Consider the following 18,870-nt stretch of genomic DNA (forward strand, 5'->3'; position numbering starts at 1 on the left):
CAGCAGTCTTTTTGCTTCTCAGGTATCCGTGTAATGACCGTAACAGGACGCAATGATGATGTTTCCATCCTGCTCCCGGTAGACGATGCGGTGAGTGTCGTCGATACGCCGACTCCACCATCCGCTCAAATCTCCCTTCAAAGGCTCGGGCTTGCCGATGCCCTCATAGGTGTTCCGCTGAATGTCTTTTATGAGGGAGTTGATTCGCTTCAGCAGCTTTTTGTCCCGCGTCTGCCAAAGACAATAATCTTCCCACGCTTCCTCTTCCCACAGCAGCCTCATCAGTCCACCTCGATCAGTTCATGTTCGGTGAGTTTGGCTTTGCCGGTGTCAATATCATGGACGATTTGACGGAGATGGTTGATGTTGCTTTCGGAATAGAAAGGGTCGGCGGAGACTTCAAAGGGAATCCGATGCTCGCGCGACACTTTCTTTGCAAAAATCGTGAAAGCTGTCGTCATCGAAAGCCCCATCTCGGCGCAGACCTCCTCCATGCTCCGCTTGAGGTCGGGGTCCATCCGAAAATTCACGTTGACTGCATTTGCCATTCTGATGCGCCTCCTTTGTAATTCTATTATATTCATTTGTAATGACAAATGCAAGAGCTGTCATTGCATAATGCTGCGTAATGATCGCCGCTTGCACTTCTTAAAAGAATGATTTATACTTAAATACACGACACAGAAAGGAATGAGGCCGATGAACAGAGAAACGGTGAACATGGTGCGCAGTCCGATTTCTGTGGAGGGGAACATCCGGCTTGTTCCGTATTATCCGGCCTACGATACAGCACTTGCGTGGTATCAGGATGCACAGCTCTGCAAACAGGTAGATAACAGGGACTTCGTTTATGATTTGCCACTGCTGAAGCGGATGTATCATTATCTGGACACACACGGGGAACTGTTTTATATCGAGTATCGGGGTGTGCTTTGTGGTGACGTCAGCCTGCGGACGACCGGCGAGCTGGCCATCGTCATCTGCAAGGAGTACCAGAATAAACACATCGGGCGGAGGGTCATCGAAAAAATGCTGGAGCTGGCTCGGGAAAGGGGCTTGGCGGAGTGCTTCGCGCACATCTATTCCTTTAATACCCAGTCGCAGAAAATGTTTGAATCCATTGGCTTTGTCCCACAGGACGAAGAACGCTATATCTACAAATTGCAAAAAGGAGAACCGACTATGACGAAACTGACTCTCGAAGAAAAGCAGGAGCTCATCCGGATGGCCCTCAAGGCCCGGGAGAGGGCTTACGTGCCTTACAGCGACTTTATGGTGGGCGCTGCCCTGCGGGCCGAGGATGGCCGTGTCTTTACCGGCTGCAATGTGGAGAATGCCGCCTTTACCCCCACCAGCTGCGCCGAGCGCACCGCGCTGTTCAAAGCCGTGAGCGAGGGCGTGACCAAATTTACGGACATCGCCGTGGTAGGCTCCCGCCGGGGCGAGATCAACAAGCAGATCACCTCGCCCTGCGGCGTCTGCCGTCAGGCACTGTTTGAGTTTGGCGGCCCGGAGCTGAACGTCATCATGGCCAAAACGCCGGATGATTTCATGGAGCGCAGCATGGACGAGCTGCTGCCCTTTGGGTTCGGTCCCTCCAATGTGGCGGGCAATCAGGCCGTAGAGGACGAAAAAGAAGACTGAAATGCCGCGAAAGGAAAAGAAAAGTGGTACTGTTGCATGAATTTTGCAAAAATATTGTAAAGGTTTTGTAATCGGAAATCGCTTGCATCTGTCATCACTTCCCGCTATACTTGAGCCGGTAAATGTGCAAGTGTGCGCATTTCGCAAACAAAACGCAGAATTGAATTCAAAATAAAAGGAGAGTTTTCATTATGATGATTTCTCGTCGTAACTTCCTGGCAGTGGCTGGCGCAGCCGCAGCCGCAGCTGCTTTGACCGCTTGTGGTGGTTCTTCCTCCACCAGCACCGCTTCCTCCACCGCTGCCGCTTCTTCCACCGCGGCTTCTTCCGCTGCTGAGGGCGGCGACAACAAGATCGTCAAGGTCGCTCTGACCTGCGATACCGGCACGATCGATGACGAGAGCTTCAACCAGGCTTGCTGGACTGCTGTTTCCAGCTACATGGGCGATGACTGCCAGTACTACATCCCCGAGGCTGACGCTTCCGATGAGGTCCGTGAGACCAAGATCCGTCAGGCTGTCAACGACGGCGCTGATGTGATCGTCTGCGTCGGCTACCTGTACGGCGCTTCTCTGGCATGGGCTGCTGACCAGTATCCCGATGTCAAGTTCATCGCCATCGATGTGACTCAGGGCGATATCGGCACCGACGCCATCCCCGCCAACTGCTACTGCATCACCTTCAAGGAGGAGCAGGCAGGCTATCTGGCAGGCTACGCCATTGCAAAGGACGGCAAGACCAAGCTGGGCTTCCTGGGCGGCATGGCTGTTCCCGCTGTTATCCGTTACGGCTACGGCTTCGTGCAGGGCGCTGACGCTGCTGCTCAGGAGCTGGGCACCAACATCGACATCAACTACTTCTACGGCGGCCAGTTCTACGGCGATGCAAACATCACCTCCCGTATGGAGGGCTGGTACTCCAACGGCACTCAGGTCGTCTTTGCCTGCGGCGGCGGCATCTACACCTCTGCTGTGGAGGCTGCTCTGAAGAACAACGGCTACGTCATCGGCGTTGACGTTGACCAGAACTACATCGGTGCAAAGGGCGTTGCAGATGGCACCTACGCTTATAACCCGTTCATCACCTCCGCTATGAAGGGTCTGACCGAGGCTGTCAACACTGCTCTGGCTGATATCGATGCTGGCGAGTGGGGCGACATCGCAGGTTCCAATGGCAACTTCGGTCTGGAGGACGGCGATTACATCGGTCTGCCCACCGATGAGGACAGCTGGAACTTCGAGACCTTTACCACCGATGAGTACGAGGCAGTCAAGGAGAAGATCAAGAGCGGCGAGATCGTGGTCGATAACAACTCCGACGACGCTACCAAGCCCACCGTCAGCGAGTTCACCACGGTCAACTACATCCAGTAATTGCAAAACGCGGCATAGGCTGCATTTTAAGAGCAGGACGCTTCCCAAAGAGCGCCCTGCTCTTTTTGTGTATAATGTACAAAAGTAACACTTATATTGCAACATTCCGATAAAAATTCAAAAAGAAGTGTGCAAAATGAGAGAAATAAGGTATAATGGATGCTAGAATAGTATCGGTGTCGCTATGGCACGAAAGGAGAGTGAGCAGATTGGCAGAGGACTTTGTGATCGAGATGCTCCATATTACCAAGGAATTCCCTGGCATTAAGGCAAACGATGATATCACCCTGCAGCTGCGTAAAGGTGAGGTACACGCCCTGCTTGGCGAGAACGGTGCAGGCAAGAGCACGCTGATGAGCGTGTTGTTCGGCCTGTATCAGCCGGAACAGGGCAAGATCCTCAAAAATGGCAAGGAGGTCGCCATCCGGAACCCCAACGACGCGAACGCGCTGGGCATCGGCATGGTGCACCAGCACTTCAAGCTGGTGGAGTGCTTCAGCGTGCTGGACAACATCATCCTGGGCGTGGAGCCCAACAAGATGGGCTTTTTGCAGAAAGCCGAGGCCCGCAAAAAGGTCATGGCCCTGAGCGAGAAGTACGGCCTGCGGGTGGACCCGGACGCCCTCATCAGCGACATTTCCGTTGGCATGCAGCAGCGCGTGGAGATCTTGAAAATGCTCTACCGCGACAATGAGATCCTGATCTTCGACGAGCCCACGGCTGTTCTGACGCCGCAGGAGATCGACGAGCTCATGGAGATCATGCGCGGGTTCAAGAAAGAGGGCAAATCCATCCTCTTCATCACCCACAAGCTCAACGAGATCATGGCGGTGGCAGACCGCTGCACTGTCCTGCGCAAGGGCAAGTATATGGGCACGGTGGAGATCAAGGACACCACCAAGGAAGAGCTTTCCCGCATGATGGTGGGCCGTGATGTCCAGCTTCAGGTCGAGAAAAAGCCTGCCAACCCCGGCAAGGCGGTGCTGGACGTGAAGAACGTGACCATGCACAACAGCCAGAGCAAGAAAGACTCCGTTAAGAACGTTTCGTTCCAGGTGCACGGCGGCGAGATCGTCTGCCTGGCGGGCATTGAGGGCAATGGCCAGACCGAGTTCATCTACGGCCTGACCGGCCTGGAAAAACTGTCCAGCGGCACCATTACGCTGGACGGAAAGGACATCACCCGTGAATCCATCCGCCAGCGCTCCAAGGACGGCATGAGCCATATCCCCGAAGACCGCCACAAGCACGGTCTGGTGCTGGATTACAGCCTGGAGAACAATATGGTGCTCCAGCGTTACTGGCAGCCGGAGTTCCAGAAAGGCGGCTTCATCCAAAAAGAGAAAGTGCGGGAGTACTCCGATAAACTGATCGCGCAGTACGATGTCCGCAGCGGCCAGGGCAGCTCCACCATCGTGCGCAGCATGTCCGGCGGCAACCAGCAGAAAGCCATCATCGCCCGCGAGATCGACAAAGACCCCAAGCTGCTGGTGGCAGTGCAGCCCACCCGCGGCCTGGACGTCGGCGCCATTGAATACATCCACCGGCAGATCGTGGCCGAGCGCGATAAGGGCAAGGCCGTGCTGCTGGTCAGCCTGGAGCTGGACGAAGTGATGAACCTCTCCGACCGCATCCTTGTCATGTACGAGGGTGAGATCGTAGGCGAATTTGATCCCAAGACCACCACTGTCCAGGAGCTGGGCCTGTATATGGCTGGTGCCCGCAAGCAGGGGAAAGGGGAGTAAACAGGAATGAACAAGAAAAAACTTTCCCACAGCGGGCTGCAGAGCTCTGTCACGAGCGTCATGGCGGCTCTGCTGTGCATCGTCATTGGTATGGCAGTCGGCTTCCTCGTGCTGCTGGCCATCAACCCGGCCCACGCGTGGGGCGACGGCTTTGTCCGCATCATCAAGGGCGGCTTCCATGATGCCCCTTATGGCGTCGGCAAGGAGCTGGCCAACGCGGCGCCTCTGGTCATGACCGGCCTTTCCGTCGGCTTCGCCTTTAAGACGGGCCTGTTCAACATCGGTGCTTCCGGCCAGTACACGCTGGGTGCCTTTGGTGCCCTGTACTGCGCCATCATGCTCAAGCTGCCCTGGTTTGTCTGCCTGCTGGTGGCTACCATCCTGGGCGGCATCTGGGGTGCGATCCCGGGCTTCTTCAAGGCCTACTTCAACATCAACGAGGTCATCACCTCCATCATGTTCAACTGGATCGGCCTTTACCTCGTCAATGAGCTCATCTACCAGAACGGCACCGGCCCCATGTACGATGTGCGCAACACCCGTACCCTGAACCTGGGCAAGAGCGCGGAGCTGTCCAAGGCATTGATCCCGGACTTTGGCCTGAACAAGATGTTCCAGACCAACAGCACCACCATTGCCATCTTCCTGGCGGCAGCCGTGGCGGTCCTGATCTGGGTCATCCTGAACAAGACCACCTTTGGCTATGAGCTCAAGGCGGTCGGCCTGAACAAGAGCGCGGCCCGCTACGCCGGTATCAACGAGAAGAAGAACATCATCCTCTCCATGGCCATTGCAGGTGCGCTGGCCGGTTTCGGCGCAGGCCTGTATTACCTCTCCAACGTGTCCCAGTGGAACCCGCTGAACTCCACCAGCCTCCCGGCCATGGGCTTCAACGGCATTTCCGTTGCCCTGCTGGCAAGTTCCAACCCCATCGGTACCATTTTCTCTGCCCTGTTCATCTCCCACATCTCGGTCGGCGGCTCGTTCCTTTCCACCAAGTATTACCCCACCGAGATCTCGGATCTCATCAGCGGCATCATCATCTATCTGTGCGCATTCTCCATGCTGTTCCGCGGCAAGATCCACGCCCTGCTGTTCAAGAACGCGGATAAGACCAACGTGAACGCAGAGCCTGCCCCTGCAGAAAACAAAAAGGAGGGCAAGTGATATGCTGCTTCTGATCAAATATACCCTGCTGTATGGCATCGTGCTGATGCTGGTCGCTCTGGGCGGCATGTTCAGTGAGCACTCCGGCATCATCAACATCGCGCTGGAAGGCATCATGGTCATCGGCGGTGTGGCGGGTGTCCTCACCCTGACCATGCTCCCGGCGAGCCTGCCCTCCTGGCTCATCGTGGTCATCGCCGTGGTGGTGGCCGCGCTGGCAGGCGTGATCTACAGCCTGCTGCTGGCCTTTGCTTCCATCAACCTGAAAGCGGACCAGACCATCGGCGGCACGGCCCTGAACCTGCTGGCTACCGCCGTGGCCGTCGTCATTGCCAAAAACTTCAGCGACAGCGGCAGCGCCAAGCTGAACTACTCCAACAAGCCGTTCCTGTTCAGCATCGGCAAGCTGGAACTGAGCATCTTTGTGCCGCTGGGCATCATCCTGCTCATCATCAGCTATATCGTGCTGTACAAGACCCGCTTCGGCCTGCGTTTGCGTGCCTGCGGCGAGCATCCTCAGGCTGCGGATTCCGTGGGCATCAACGTGTATAAGATGCGCTATGCAGGTGTCATGATCTCCGGTGCACTGGGTGCCATCGGCGGCCTGGCCTATATCGTGCCCCCGGTGCAGACCTGGAACTTTGAGGTCGGTGTGGCGGGTGCAGGCTTCCTGGCCATGGCCGTTATGATCTTCGGCCAGTGGAAGCCGTTCAACATCTGTGGGGCTGCCATGTTCTTTGCCGTGTTCAAGAGTCTGGCAAACATTGCGGACTCCACGTTCCTGGCACAGTTCCACTGGTCCAGCAACATCTACAACATGATGCCGTTCATCGCCTCGATGATCATTCTGGCATTTACCTCCAAGAACAGCATGGCCCCCAAGGCCGAGGGTATCCCTTACGACAAGGGTTCCCGCTGAGAGGAGCGTGACCTACGATGCGTATTTATGATCTGATCGCAAAGAAGCGGGATGGCGGCACCCACACCCGGGAAGAGCTGGAAGCCATCGTCAACGGCTTTGTCAGCGGCGAGGTAGCCGATTACCAGATGGCGGCCTGGATGATGGCCGTCTACCTGCGCGGCATGACCGATGAAGAAACGGCAGAGCTGACCGATGTGATGGCCCACAGCGGCGTCATGGTCGATCTTTCGCCCATCCCCGGCATCAAGGTGGACAAGCACTCCACCGGCGGCGTGGGCGATAAGACCACCTTGGTCATTGCGCCCATCGTGGCGGCCTGCGGCGTCAAGATCGCCAAAATGAGCGGCCGTGGTCTGGGCCATACCGGCGGCACCATTGATAAGATGGAGAGCGTGCCCGGCACCCGGACAGCCCTGACCCAGGAGGAATTCTTTGCGCAGGTGAACAAGATCGGCCTCTCGGTCATCGGCCAGAGCGAGGGCATCGCCGTGGCGGATAAAAAGATGTACGCCCTGCGGGACGTGACCGCCACCGTCAGCTGCATTCCCCTCATCGCCTCCAGCATCATGTCCAAAAAGCTGGCCTCCGGCTCGGATGCCATCCTGCTGGATGTCACCACCGGCACAGGCGCGTTCATGAAGACCGTGGACCAGAGCATCGAGCTGGCCAAGCTGATGGTCTCCATTGGCACCCACCATGGCCGCCATGTGGCCGCCATGATCACCGATATGGACACCCCGCTGGGCCATAACATCGGCAACAGCCTGGAAGTGATGGAGAGCATGGACGTGCTCAAGGGCAAGGGCCCGGCCGACCTGACCGAGGTCTGCCTCCAGCTGGCCACCAATATGCTGGTGCTGGCTGATAGGGGCACCCCGGCGGAATGCCGCGCCATGGCTGAGGCTGTCATCGCGGACGGCTCCGCCTTTGAAAAGTGCAAGCAGATGTTCGCAGCCCAGGGCGGCGACACCCGCGTGCTGGACGATTACAGCCTGTTTGCAAAGCCCGCCGCCAGCTATGAGCTGCTGGCCGAGCAGGACGGCTACATCATCCAGAATGACGCCGAGAAGATCGGTTCTGCCAGCGTGCTGCTGGGCGCGGGTCGCCAGAAGAAAGGCGACCCGCTGGACTTTGCCGCCGGCATCGTCCTGCACAAAAAGCGCGGCGCTACCGTCCACAAGGGCGAGAGCCTGGCCACGTTCTATGGCGCGCCGGACAAGTTTGCCGCCGCCGCGGAAGAATACCGCAGCGGCCTGGTCTACGGCGACACCCAACCCGAGGAAGCCCCGCTGGTCTACGCCCTCGTCACCAAGGACGGCGTGGAGCGGTACGACCAGTAAGCGGTTTCGTTCAAGATGCGAGCAGGAGCCTGAGATGTTTCGGGCTCCTGCTTTTTGCGTGTTGGGTGCGGAAATTTTAAATCTGCCTAAGATTCCTCTCCAAAACCCCTGCATTCGTTGGAGAACGCCCGCATTTGGTGGAACTTTCTGCCCGGATGTGCTATACTAAGATTTGATATTCCCGGGCAAGGGCAGAGCACCCGCCTGTGAGGAAAGAAAGGATTTTGGTATGAAGATCGTTTTGGTAGGCGGCGGCAAGGTCGGTGCGGCATTGGCACGCCAGCTGAGTGAGGAAGGCCATAACGTGACGGTGGTGGACACCAATAAGGCCCGTGTGGAGCACATTGGCGAGAGCTACGACGTCATGAGCATCCTGGGCAATGGTTCTTCCATCACCACCCTGTCGGAAGCGGGCGTGGAGGACGCGGACGTCTTTATTGCGGTCACGGGCTCGGACGAGCTGAACCTGCTGTGCTGTATGTTCGCCAAAAAGGCGGGCCATTGCCACGCCATTGCCCGTGTGCGCAACCCGTCTTACAGCCATGAGCTGGACTTTATCAAAAAGCAGATCGGCATTTCGGCCATCATCAACCCGGAAATGGCAGCGGCCAAGGAAATTTCCCACCTGCTCCGCTTCCCGGGGGCCAGCAAAATCGATACCTTTGCGGGCGGCCGTGTCCGCCTCATTAAATTTGCGCTGACCGAACAGCAGGGGCTGGACGGCGTAGCCATCCATGAGATCCCCACCCGGCTCAAGAGCGACATTCTGGTCTGCGCCGTGGAGCGGGACGGCGGGGTCATCATCCCCAACGGCAACTTTGTGCTCCAGAACGGCGATCAGGTCACGTTCCTTGCCACGCAGGAAAAGGCCCACGAGTTCTTCCAGCGCATCCACCTGCCGGTGCGCCCGGTGCGCAACGCCCTCATCGTGGGCGGCGGCGCCATCGCGTACTACCTGAGCCAGGAGCTGCTGGAAAATCATGTCCGTGTCCGGATCGTGGAGCGGGACCCGGCCCGCTGCAATGAGCTGGCAGAGTCCCTGCCCGGGGCTCAGATCCTGAACGAGGATGGTTCCAATCGCGAGTTCCTCCTCTCCGAGGGGCTGGAATCCACCGAGGCGTTCGTGGCGCTGACCAACATCGACGAGGAAAACGTTTTGCTGACTCTGTTTGCCAAAAAGCATTCCCAGGGCAAGCTGGTCACCAAGATCAACCGGCTGGAGTTTGACGACATTCTGGCCGGGCTGGATCTGGGCAGCATCGTCTACCCCAAGTACATGACCTGCGATTACATCGTGCAGTATGTCCGTGCCCTGCAGAACGAGGCGGGCAACAACATCAAGACCCTCTACCGCATTCTGGACGACCGCGTGGAAGCACTGGAATTTACCGTCCATGAGGAGAGCAAGGCCACGGGCGTGCCCCTGAGCCAGCTCCACCTCAAGAAAAACCTGCTGCTCTGCTGCATTACCCGCGGCAATGAGATCCGCATCCCCCGCGGCGGCGACCAGATCCGGGTGGGCGACAATGTCATCGTTGTCACGCTGGAGCACGGCCTGCACGACCTGCGGGACATTGTGGAAGACTGACGGAGGACATGACGTATGAATTATGCGATCGTGTTCCGGCTGCTGAGCTATATTCTGTTTTGTGAGGCGGCGCTGCTGCTGCTGCCCGCCATCGCCAGCCTGTGCTATGGGGAGTGGAGCGTGCTGGGCGTCTTTGTGCTTACGGCGGCACTCTGCCTGGTGCTGGGGTTGCTGCTGCGGCGGATCAAGCCTTCCAGCAAGGTGTTCTACATGCGGGAAGGTTTTGCCACCACGGCCCTGAGCTGGGTCGTCATCAGTATCATGGGGGCCATCCCCTTTGTGCTCACGGGCTGCATCCCCAACCCGGTGGATGCCATGTTTGAGACGGTGTCTGGCTTTACCACCACGGGTGCCAGCATCCTGCCCGCCGTGGAGGGGCTGCCCAAGGGAGTTCTGTTCTGGCGCAGCTTCACCCACTGGATCGGCGGCATGGGTGTTCTGGTCTTCCTGCTCTCGCTGCTGCCCCTGACTGGCGGCTCCCATGTCAACCTGATGAAAGCCGAGAGCCCCGGCCCCCAGGTGGATAAGCTGGTGCCAAAAGTACAGTCCACGGCCAAAATTCTGTACGGAATCTATTTTGCACTGACCGTGCTGGAATTTCTCTTCCTGCTGGTGGGGCGGATGCCGGTGTTTGACGCCATGCTGACGGCGTTCGGCACGGCGGGTACCGGCGGCTTCGGATTCAAGAACGACAGTTTCGGCAGTCTTTCGCCCTATATTCAGTGGGTCGTGACCATCTTCATGATCCTGTTTGGTGTCAACTTCAACACCTATTTCCTGCTGCTGCTGCGCCGGTTCCGGCGGGCAGCCGCCAGCGAAGAAGTGCGCGGCTACTTCCTCATCATTCTGGTGGCAATCGGCATCATCACCCTGAATATCCATGGGATGTACGACAGCCTGGGTGTGGCGCTCCGCCATGCGGCGTTCCAGGTGGGCTCCATCATCACCACCACCGGCTTTTCCAGCTGTGATTTTGACCTCTGGCCCACCCTCTCCAAGGAAGTGCTGGTCATGCTGATGTTCGTGGGTGCCTGCGCGGGCAGCACGGGCGGCGGCATCAAGGTGAGCCGCATCCTCATCCTGGGCAAGACGCTGGGCAAGGAGCTCAAGCAGGCCCTTCATCCCCAGGTGGTGGCCCCGGCCCGGATGGACGGCAAGCTCATCAACCATGAGACCATCCGCGCCACCAATGTTTTCCTTGCGGCCTACATCTTTATTTTTGCCGCGTCGCTGTTCTTGATCAGTCTGGATGGCTTTGATATGGTGACCAACTTTACCGCCATTGCCGCCACCCTGAACAACATCGGCCCCGGCCTCAATCAGGTAGGCCCCATGATGAACTTTGGCGGCTTCTCCAACCCTGCCAAGCTCGTCATGATCTTTGACATGCTGGCCGGCCGCCTGGAAATCTTCCCCATGCTGGTACTCTTCCTGCCGGACACCTGGCGGAAATTCTGAAAATCTTACCGCAAACAAAAAAGGCTTCCCGTTTTATCAGCGGGGAGCCTTTTCTGATGTTGGAAATCGGTTATAGCTCTACTTTTTCCTGCGCGCGATATTGCAGCGCTTCCAGCAGGGAATCTTCGTCTAACAATTGCTTTCCTGCCAGGTCGGCCACGGTGCGGGCTACCCGGAGGATGCGGTCATGGGCGCGGGCGGAGAGGCCCAGCGTCTCATACGAGGCGCGGAGGAGCCGCTCGGCAGCGGGGGTCATCCGGCAGACGCGGCGTACTTGCCCGGCGGTGAGCCGGGCGTTGCAGTGCACGCCCTCAAAGCCGGGGGCAGCGTACCGCTTTGCCTGAACCTGTCGGGCAAACAGTACCTGCCTGCGCAGGTCGGCGCTGCTCTCAGCGGAGGCGGTGCCGTGCAGCTCGTCAAAGGCAACGGGGTCCATCTCCACGCAGAGGTCGATGCGATCCAGCAGCGGACCGGACACCCGGCTGCGGTATTGCCGCACCGCGCTCAGGGAGCAGGTGCATGGCCGGGTTGGGTGGCCGTAGTAACCGCACTTGCAGGGGTTCATAGCGGCGACCAGCTGAAAATGGCTGGGGTATGTGGCACTGCCCGCGGCCCGGCTGACGGTGATCTGACCGTCTTCCAGCGGCTGACGGAGCACTTCGAGGCTTTCGCGGGAGAACTCCGGCAGTTCATCCAGGAACAGCACGCCGCAGTTGGCCAGACTGCACTCGCCGGGGCGGAACTGTGCTCCGCCGCCGGCCAGCGAGACAGCGCTGGCCGAGTGGTGCGGGCTGCGGAACGGCCTGGCCGTGACAAGGCCCCGGCCCTTGGGCATCTGCCCGGCGATGGAATAGATTTTGGTCGTCTCCACGGCTTCCTCCCGGGTGAGCGGAGGAAGGATCCCGGGCAGGCGCTTGGCCAGCATGGATTTGCCGGTGCCCGGAGCCCCGATGAGGAGCACATTGTGTCCGCCGGCAGCCGCCAGCACCATGGCCCGGCGGGCCAGCGGCTGACCCATTACGTCCGCAAAATCCGGGGCGGCGTTCCAGGCGTCGGTGGGGTCAAAGGGAGCGCAGCGGATGGGGGAGATGGGCCGGATGCCCCGCAGGGCGTCCACCACTTCCAGCGCCGTGTGGGCAGGGTAGACCAGCATGGTGTCTCCGCAGGCCTCGGCTGCTTCGGCCGCGTTCTCCGCAGGGACATACAGGGCCTGCACCCCGCTGGCGGCAGCCGTCAGGGCCATGGGCAGCACGCCGGACACCGGGCGGAGGCTGCCATCCAGCGCCAGCTCCCCCAGAAAGGCGGCTTCTTCCGGCGGGGGCTCGATCTGCCCGGCCGAGGAGAGGACGGCCAGCAGCAGGGGCAAGTCGTACACGGGGCCGGTCTTGCGGACATCGGCCGGGGCCAGGTTGACCGTGATGCGGCGGTCCGGCCACTTGAACCCCAGGTTGCGGGCGGCGGCGTGGACACGGTCGCCGCTTTCCCGCACGGCGGAATCGGGCAGGCCGACAATGGAGAGGGCGGGCATCCCGCCCGAGACGTCGGCTTCCACTGCGACAGCAAAGCCGTTGAGACCATTGAGACCAAAGCTTCTGATAACGGAATACATGGCGCTCCTTTTGCCCGGAGGGCGGTCAAGAGAGAGAACGGTTAAGAAATGGTAAAGAATGGTATTGAACGTCAAACTTCGACAGCAAAGATTCCTAAAATAAATTATAGTAAAGGGCGTGAACGTTGTCAATGCGTCAAAAAAAAGAGGAGGTTTTTTATGAATACGCGAGAGTATTGCTGCTACACCCGCCCTTATTCGGAAATCGAAGGCTTACAGCTGGCACACACATTGCTTTACAGTGCCAGTGCACAGCCGGAGGGCATTGTACTGGAGCTGCGTGTCCAGCAGGGCGGCGGGAACTACACCAGCCGGGTGGTCTGCCCGGACGGCAGTTTTGCCCGCGTGATGCGGCTGATGCGGTACTTATGCGAGAACGGGATCGGCCCCGGGCAGTGGCTGGATGTATTGGATGACCTGCACCAGCCCTACCGCCCGCTGGCCACGGTGGAGGACGAGCCCGGGGAAGAGGATTCCCGGGAATTTGTACCATTTGCCGGTTTTAATACGGAAAACTTGTTGCATAATACAGAATTGACACAAAGCGTGTAAAAGCTTATATTATAATTAGGCTGATTAAACTACCATTTTCCCGGCAAAAAACAATAAAGGTAAGGTGTGCAACATGTATCAGGAAGAGTATAAGCGCTGGCTGGCAGCGGATCTTGAGGACGCTGACCTGAAGCCCGAGCTGGCAAAGATTGAGGGAAACGACGATGAGATCAAAGACCGCTTTGCGGTTGCACTGAAATTTGGCACCGCCGGTCTGCGCGGCGTTCTGGGCGCCGGCACCAACCGGATGAACATTTATGTGGTCCGTCAGGCCACGCAGGGCCTGGCAAACTGGGTCAAGACCCAGGGCGGCACCCAGACGGTGGCCATCAGCTATGACAGCCGCCTTAAGAGCGATATCTTTGCCAAGACCGCTGCCGGTGTTCTGGCAGCCAACGGCATCAAGGTGCGCATTTATGATGCTCTGATGCCGGTTCCGGCCCTGAGCTTTGCCACCCGTTACTACAACTGCAACGCGGGCATCATGGTCACGGCTTCCCACAACCCGGCCAAGTACAACGGCTACAAGGCCTACGGCCCGGATGGCTGCCAGATGACCGATGACGCCGCTGCCATCGTGTACGATGAGATCCAGAAGACCGATGTGCTGACCGGTGCCAAGTACATCTCGTTTGCACAGGGCGTGGAGGATGGCCTCATCCGCTTTGTGGGCGATGACTGCAAGGATGCCCTGTACGCTGCCATCGAGGCACGCCAGGTCCGCCCGGGCCTGTGCAAGACCGCCGGCCTCAAGCTGGTCTACAGCCCGCTGAACGGCTCTGGCCTCGTCCCGGTCACCCACGTGCTGAACGACATGGGCATCACCGACATCACCATCGTGCCCGAGCAGGAGTACCCCAACGGCTACTTCACCACCTGCTCCTACCCCAATCCCGAGATCTTCGAGGCCCTGAAGCTGGGCCTGAACCTGGCCACCGAGACCGGCGCCGACCTGATGCTGGCTACCGATCCCGATGCAGACCGCGTGGGCATCGCCATGAAGTGCCCGGATGGCAGCTATGAGCTGGTGTCCGGCAACGAGATGGGTGCCCTGCTGCTGGATTACATCTGCGCCGGCCGCATTGAGAAAGGCACCATGCCCAAGAACCCCGTGGCCGTCAAGTCCATCGTTTCCACCCCGCTGGCCGATGCCATCGCCGCCCACTACGGTGTCGAGATGCGCAACGTGCTGACCGGCTTCAAGTGGATCGGCGACCAGATCGCCAATCTGGAGGCTGCCGGGGAAGTCGATCGCTTCATCTTCGGCTTTGAGGAGAGCTACGGCTACCTGGCTGGCCCCTATGTCCGCGATAAGGACGCCGTCATCGGCTCCATGCTCATCTGCGAGATGGCCGCTTACTACCGCAGCATCGGTTCTTCCATCAAGCAGCGCCTGGAGGAGATCTACAAGGAGTATGGCCGCTACCTGAACAAGGTGGACAGCTTTGAGTTCCCCGGCCTGACCGGCATGGAGAAGATGGCTTCCATCATGCAGAAGCTGCGCGACAACCCGCCCACCGAGCTGGCTGGCCACAAGGTGGTCAAGGTGACCGACTACAAGAAGCCGGAGGAGACGGGCCTGCCCGCCGCCAATGTCCTGATCTACAGCCTGGAGAACGGTGCTACCGTTGTGGTGCGCCCCTCCGGTACCGAGCCCAAGATCAAGACCTACTTCACCACCCTGGGCAAGGATCTGGCCGATGCACAGGCCCAGAAAGACGCTCTGGCCGCTGCCATTGAGCCCATCCTGAAGTAAAAAATAATTTCCGGAACATTTCGCCCCCATGCAGCGTGCAAAAGCCCTGCATGGGGGCCTTTTTGATGGGTGCGGGCGGGTTGCAGTTTGTAAGGGATTACGCTATAATATTCAATGTATCGTTATCCCCCTGTGCCACGGTGCACAGGCAGTGCAAAAACAGGGCAGGTGTAAAAAATTTGGAAAAGCATGTATCGGCTGTTCTGGTGGCGGCAGGCTCCTCCACCCGGATGGGATTTGACAAGCTCAGTTTTGATCTGGGCGGGGAGACCGTGCTGGGCCGGAGCATCCGCGCGTTTGAGGAGAGCCCTCTGGTGAGCGAGATCGTTCTGGTGGCGGGCAAGAACCGCGAATACGTTGAGGCGCAGGCCGCTGCCTGCACAAAGCCCGTGCAGGTGGTGCAGGGCGGTGCCACCCGGGCCGAGAGCGCCAAAAACGGTGTGCTGGCCGCCCATGGAGAGCTGGTGGCTGTCCACGATGCAGCGCGCCCCTTTGTGAGCGAGGCGGTCATTGAGGCCGTGGTGGAAGCCGCTGCAAAATGCGGGGCCGCTGCCCCGGCGGTGCCCGTGAAAGACACCATCAAGCAGGCCACCCGGGGCGATGGCAAAAAGGTCCCGGCGAAATGTGTGGTGGAAACGACCCCGGACCGCAGTACCCTGTATGCGGTGCAGACGCCCCAGTGCTTTGACCGTGCCGCCTACCTGGCCGCGCTGGAAGAACTGGACGAGGAAAAAGCCCGCCTTGTTACGGACGATTGCAGCCTGTTTGAGCTGACGGACCGTACCGTGCAGCTGACACAGGGAGATTACGCCAATTTGAAGATCACGACGCGGGAGGATCTGCCCCGCGCGAAACAGAAAGAAGGAACTGCAATGCGTATTGGTCATGGTTATGATGTTCACCGTCTGGTGGAAGGCCGCAAACTGATCCTGGGCGGTGTGGAAGTGCCCTATGAGAAAGGCCTGCTGGGCCACTCCGATGCCGATGTGCTGGCACACGCCGTCATGGACGCCGTGCTGGGCGCTGCCGCTCTGGGCGATATCGGCCAGCATTTCCCGGACACCGCCAAGGAGTACGAGGGGGCCGACAGCCTGGCGCTGGCCCGCCGTGTGGCCGAGATCCTCAAGGAGCATGGCTACCGGATCGAGAACATTGATTCCACCATCCTCTGTCAGCGGCCCAAGCTGGCCTCCTACATCCCCGCCATGCGCCAGAAGCTGGCCGATGCCTTTGGGATGCCGGTGGATGCCGTGAGCGTTAAGGCCACCACCGAGGAGCATCTGGGCTTTACGGGCGAGGGGCTGGGCATTGCGGCCCACGCCGTTGCCCTCATTGAAAAGCTGTAAGAAAGCAGGAACAAAAACGGGAGTGTTACGTCGATGACTCTGAACTCGATCATAGCCAATTTCCAGACCTTTAAGCTGGTGGATCTGCTGGATATCCTGGTGATCGCATTCCTCATCTACCAGCTGCTGGGCATCGTCAACCGTACCCGCGCGGGTCAGCTGGCCAAGGGCGCGCTGCTGGTGCTGGTGGTTTATCTGGTGGCCAATATCCTGAATATGCGCACGGTGACCTGGCTGCTCAACTCGCTGCTGCAGGTCGGCCTGCTGACGCTGGTGGTGCTGTTCCAGCCGGAGATCCGGCGCGCTTTGGAGCGGATGGGCCAGACCGACCAGTGGGCGGGCAAACTTTTCAATATGAAAGGCCGCTACAACGACCCAAGCCTCAAAGGAGCCTGGCGCAGCGCCATCATTGCCATCTGCGATGCGGCAGAGCGTTTTTCAGAGACCAAGACAGGTGCCCTCATCGTGCTGGAGCGGCACACCAACCTCTCGGAGATCGTCCGCACCGGTACGCCGGTGAACAGTGCCGTCAACCTGGAGGTGCTGGGCACCATCTTCTACGAGGGTACCCCCCTGCATGACGGCGCGGCCATCATTGAAAACGGCCGTATCAAGGCGGCGGGCTGCGTGCTGCCCCTTTCCAACAACCTGGACCTCGGCAAGGACATGGGCACCCGCCACCGCGCCTGCCTGGGCATTGCCGAGAACTCGGATGCCATTGCCATCGTCGTCAGCGAGGAGACGGGCATCATCTCCATGGCCAAAAACGGCGTGCTGATCCGCCATTTTGACCGCCAGACCCTCTACACCCGCCTCATCGACGAGATGATCCCCAAGGAGACCACCAGCGAAAAGACCGACACCAGCAGCTGGAAATACCGCGCCAAGCAGCTGTTGAACTGGGTCAACCAGAAGGAGGATGAGCAGCAATGAGCACCGCGCCCAAAAAGCCCGACGGCACCAAGCCCGCCATCAAGCCCGCAGGCGGTATGCTCAATGACCGCCGCATCCGCCTGCTGCTGGCCATCATCGGTGCCATCATTGCCTGGATGGCGGTTACCATCGTCGTCCAGCCCGGCACCACCAAGACCATCTCCAATGTCCCGGTGGATTTCACCTATGATTCCTCTGCCTATACTTCCCGCGGCCTGAGTATCGTCAGCGCCCCGGAAAAGTTCGTCAACCTGAAGCTCTCCGGCGACGGCTACACCATCGGCAGCCTGCAGGCCTCCGATTTTGTGGTCTATCCGGACTGGTCCAGCGTGCGGGACAGCGGCGAGAAGAACCTGCGTTTGCAGGTGCGGAGCCAGAGCACCCTGCTCACCGGCGTGTCCGTCTCCATTGAGGGCGGCGACAACACCGTGGATGTGGTGTTCGACGTGGTGGAGGAAAAGACCCTGCCCATCACCGTGACCACCAATTACCTGACCATCGCGGATGGGTATATCCTGTACGGCACGGACGTCTCAAAAGAGACCGTTACCCTCTCCGGCCCCAGCACCGAGCTGAGCCAGGTGGAGACCTGCACCGCCGAAGTCGCCCACAAAGGCGACCTGACCGAGCCGGTCACCCTGACCACCGCCCTGCGTTTCTACACCCGCAGTGGCAGCGAGGTCAAGTTTGAGTACACCACCCTTGAAGAAGAGAGCGTGGACGTGACCTTGCAGGTGTACAAGGTGGCTACCCTCCCGGTGGAGGTCAGCTTCATCAACGCCCCGCGGGACTTTGATTCTTCGGTGCTGGCCTATACCCTGAGCAAGAAGACGCTTAACGTGGCCGGTCCGGAGTCCCAGATCGACCGCCTCTCGGCGCTGTCCGTGGGCACCATCGACCTCTCCACCTTTGCGCTGGACAAGGTCTACGAGATGCCCATTGAGCTGCCCACCGGCATCCACCTGCTGGATAACCTCTCCAGCATCACGGTCAGCTTTGACAGCTCCAAGCTGGAGACCAAGACCCTGAACCTGCCCTCCAGCTGCGTGCAGGTCGTCAATCTGCCCTCCAGCTACCAGCTGACGGTGGAGACCGAGCGGCTGATGAACGTGACCCTCTGCGGCCCGGCTGGTTCGCTGGAAACGCTGACGCCGGAACAGGTGGTCATTGAGATCGACGCCGATGATTTCTCGGTGGCCATTGGCCAGCAGAACATTGCCTGCCGCCTGTATGTGCCCGCCAACGGCAAAATTTTTGCGCTGGGCAGCTATATGGTGCAGTGCAAGATCGAAAGTAATTGAGGCGGCTAGCCCTCTCAGGCCGCCTATTGGCGTCCAGCTGTTCCCCTTTTTGGCTTTGCCATTTTCCCCCGACCGGGGGAAATCTTTCCCAAAGGGGGAGCCCTTGGCAAAACCGGAAACATTGCGGGGACTGCCA

The 18,870-nt window shown here is 59.2% G+C and carries 16 protein-coding genes and 1 pseudogene; 14 read left to right on the top strand and 3 right to left on the bottom strand.

Features of this window, described 5'->3' with window-relative positions; all coding sequences use genetic code 11:
- Positions 1-18: 18 nt before the first annotated feature.
- Positions 19-282, bottom strand: coding sequence for a Txe/YoeB family addiction module toxin (locus C4N22_RS04395; protein ID WP_112148125.1), 264 nt, complete (start codon positions 280-282; stop codon positions 19-21).
- The gene (locus tag C4N22_RS04400) at positions 282-548 is read right to left on the bottom strand and encodes a type II toxin-antitoxin system RelB/DinJ family antitoxin (RefSeq protein WP_022257594.1); all 267 of its coding nucleotides are present in this window, start codon (positions 546-548) and stop codon (positions 282-284) included. Before C4N22_RS04400 ends, C4N22_RS04395 begins: the two co-directional genes overlap by 1 nt.
- Before the next feature lie 172 nt (positions 549-720).
- Between C4N22_RS04400 and C4N22_RS04405 the strand changes: the two are divergent.
- The 9 genes and pseudogenes from C4N22_RS04405 to C4N22_RS04445 all read left to right on the top strand — a co-directional run.
- A pseudogene (locus tag C4N22_RS04405) lies at positions 721-1,140 on the top strand (GNAT family N-acetyltransferase); the annotation flags it as partial.
- A 42-nt stretch (positions 1,141-1,182) separates the two neighbouring features.
- The gene (locus C4N22_RS04410) at positions 1,183-1,644 is read left to right on the top strand and encodes a cytidine deaminase (RefSeq protein ID WP_112148320.1); all 462 of its coding nucleotides are present in this window, start codon (positions 1,183-1,185) and stop codon (positions 1,642-1,644) included.
- Positions 1,645-1,835: 191 nt separating this feature from the next.
- On the top strand, positions 1,836-3,017 hold the full coding sequence (locus tag C4N22_RS04415; protein WP_112148126.1) for a BMP family lipoprotein: 1,182 nt from the start codon (positions 1,836-1,838) through the stop codon (positions 3,015-3,017).
- Between the two features lie 233 nt (positions 3,018-3,250).
- Positions 3,251-4,762 (top strand): ABC transporter ATP-binding protein, encoded by a 1,512-nt coding sequence (locus tag C4N22_RS04420; protein WP_112148321.1) that lies wholly within the window; start codon positions 3,251-3,253, stop codon positions 4,760-4,762.
- A 6-nt stretch (positions 4,763-4,768) separates the two neighbouring features.
- On the top strand, positions 4,769-5,929 hold the full coding sequence (locus C4N22_RS04425; RefSeq protein WP_022256072.1) for an ABC transporter permease: 1,161 nt from the start codon (positions 4,769-4,771) through the stop codon (positions 5,927-5,929).
- A gap of 1 nt (position 5,930) precedes the next feature.
- On the top strand, positions 5,931-6,848 hold the full coding sequence (locus tag C4N22_RS04430) for an ABC transporter permease (RefSeq protein WP_022256073.1): 918 nt from the start codon (positions 5,931-5,933) through the stop codon (positions 6,846-6,848).
- Positions 6,849-6,865: 17 nt separating this feature from the next.
- The gene (locus C4N22_RS04435; RefSeq protein WP_112148127.1) at positions 6,866-8,191 is read left to right on the top strand and encodes a thymidine phosphorylase; all 1,326 of its coding nucleotides are present in this window, start codon (positions 6,866-6,868) and stop codon (positions 8,189-8,191) included.
- A 229-nt stretch (positions 8,192-8,420) separates the two neighbouring features.
- Complete coding sequence (gene trkA, locus C4N22_RS04440; RefSeq protein WP_112148128.1) at positions 8,421-9,779, top strand: Trk system potassium transporter TrkA; 1,359 nt, start codon at positions 8,421-8,423, stop codon at positions 9,777-9,779.
- 15 nt (positions 9,780-9,794) lie between these two features.
- Entirely contained in the window at positions 9,795-11,237 is a 1,443-nt protein-coding gene (locus C4N22_RS04445) for a TrkH family potassium uptake protein (protein ID WP_112148129.1), read from the top strand.
- A 70-nt stretch (positions 11,238-11,307) separates the two neighbouring features.
- On the opposite strand, the gene C4N22_RS04450 is transcribed toward C4N22_RS04445, so the two are convergent.
- Positions 11,308-12,846, bottom strand: a complete 1,539-nt coding sequence (locus tag C4N22_RS04450) for a YifB family Mg chelatase-like AAA ATPase (RefSeq protein WP_112115188.1) — start codon at positions 12,844-12,846, stop codon at positions 11,308-11,310.
- Positions 12,847-13,005: 159 nt separating this feature from the next.
- Here C4N22_RS04450 and C4N22_RS04455 point away from each other — a divergent pair, with 159 nt between their 5' ends.
- The 5 genes from C4N22_RS04455 (at position 13,006) to C4N22_RS04475 (ending at position 18,734) form a co-directional block, all read left to right on the top strand.
- A complete protein-coding gene (locus C4N22_RS04455) occupies positions 13,006-13,398 on the top strand; it encodes a hypothetical protein (protein ID WP_181567163.1) in 393 nt (130 codons plus the stop codon).
- A 73-nt stretch (positions 13,399-13,471) separates the two neighbouring features.
- Positions 13,472-15,154 (top strand): phospho-sugar mutase, encoded by a 1,683-nt coding sequence (locus C4N22_RS04460; protein ID WP_022256079.1) that lies wholly within the window; start codon positions 13,472-13,474, stop codon positions 15,152-15,154.
- A 179-nt stretch (positions 15,155-15,333) separates the two neighbouring features.
- Positions 15,334-16,500, top strand: a complete 1,167-nt coding sequence (gene ispF / locus C4N22_RS04465) for a 2-C-methyl-D-erythritol 2,4-cyclodiphosphate synthase (RefSeq protein ID WP_112148130.1) — start codon at positions 15,334-15,336, stop codon at positions 16,498-16,500.
- Between the two features lie 33 nt (positions 16,501-16,533).
- Positions 16,534-17,433, top strand: a complete 900-nt coding sequence (gene cdaA / locus C4N22_RS04470; RefSeq protein ID WP_022256081.1) for a diadenylate cyclase CdaA — start codon at positions 16,534-16,536, stop codon at positions 17,431-17,433.
- On the top strand, positions 17,430-18,734 hold the full coding sequence (locus C4N22_RS04475) for a CdaR family protein (RefSeq protein ID WP_112148131.1): 1,305 nt from the start codon (positions 17,430-17,432) through the stop codon (positions 18,732-18,734). The genes cdaA and C4N22_RS04475 overlap by 4 nt, the downstream gene beginning before the upstream one ends.
- Positions 18,735-18,870: the final 136 nt, after the last annotated feature.

This window comes from Faecalibacterium prausnitzii (assembly GCF_003287495.1).
In the GTDB taxonomy this organism is placed as follows: Bacteria; Bacillota; Clostridia; order Oscillospirales; family Ruminococcaceae; genus Faecalibacterium; species Faecalibacterium prausnitzii_I.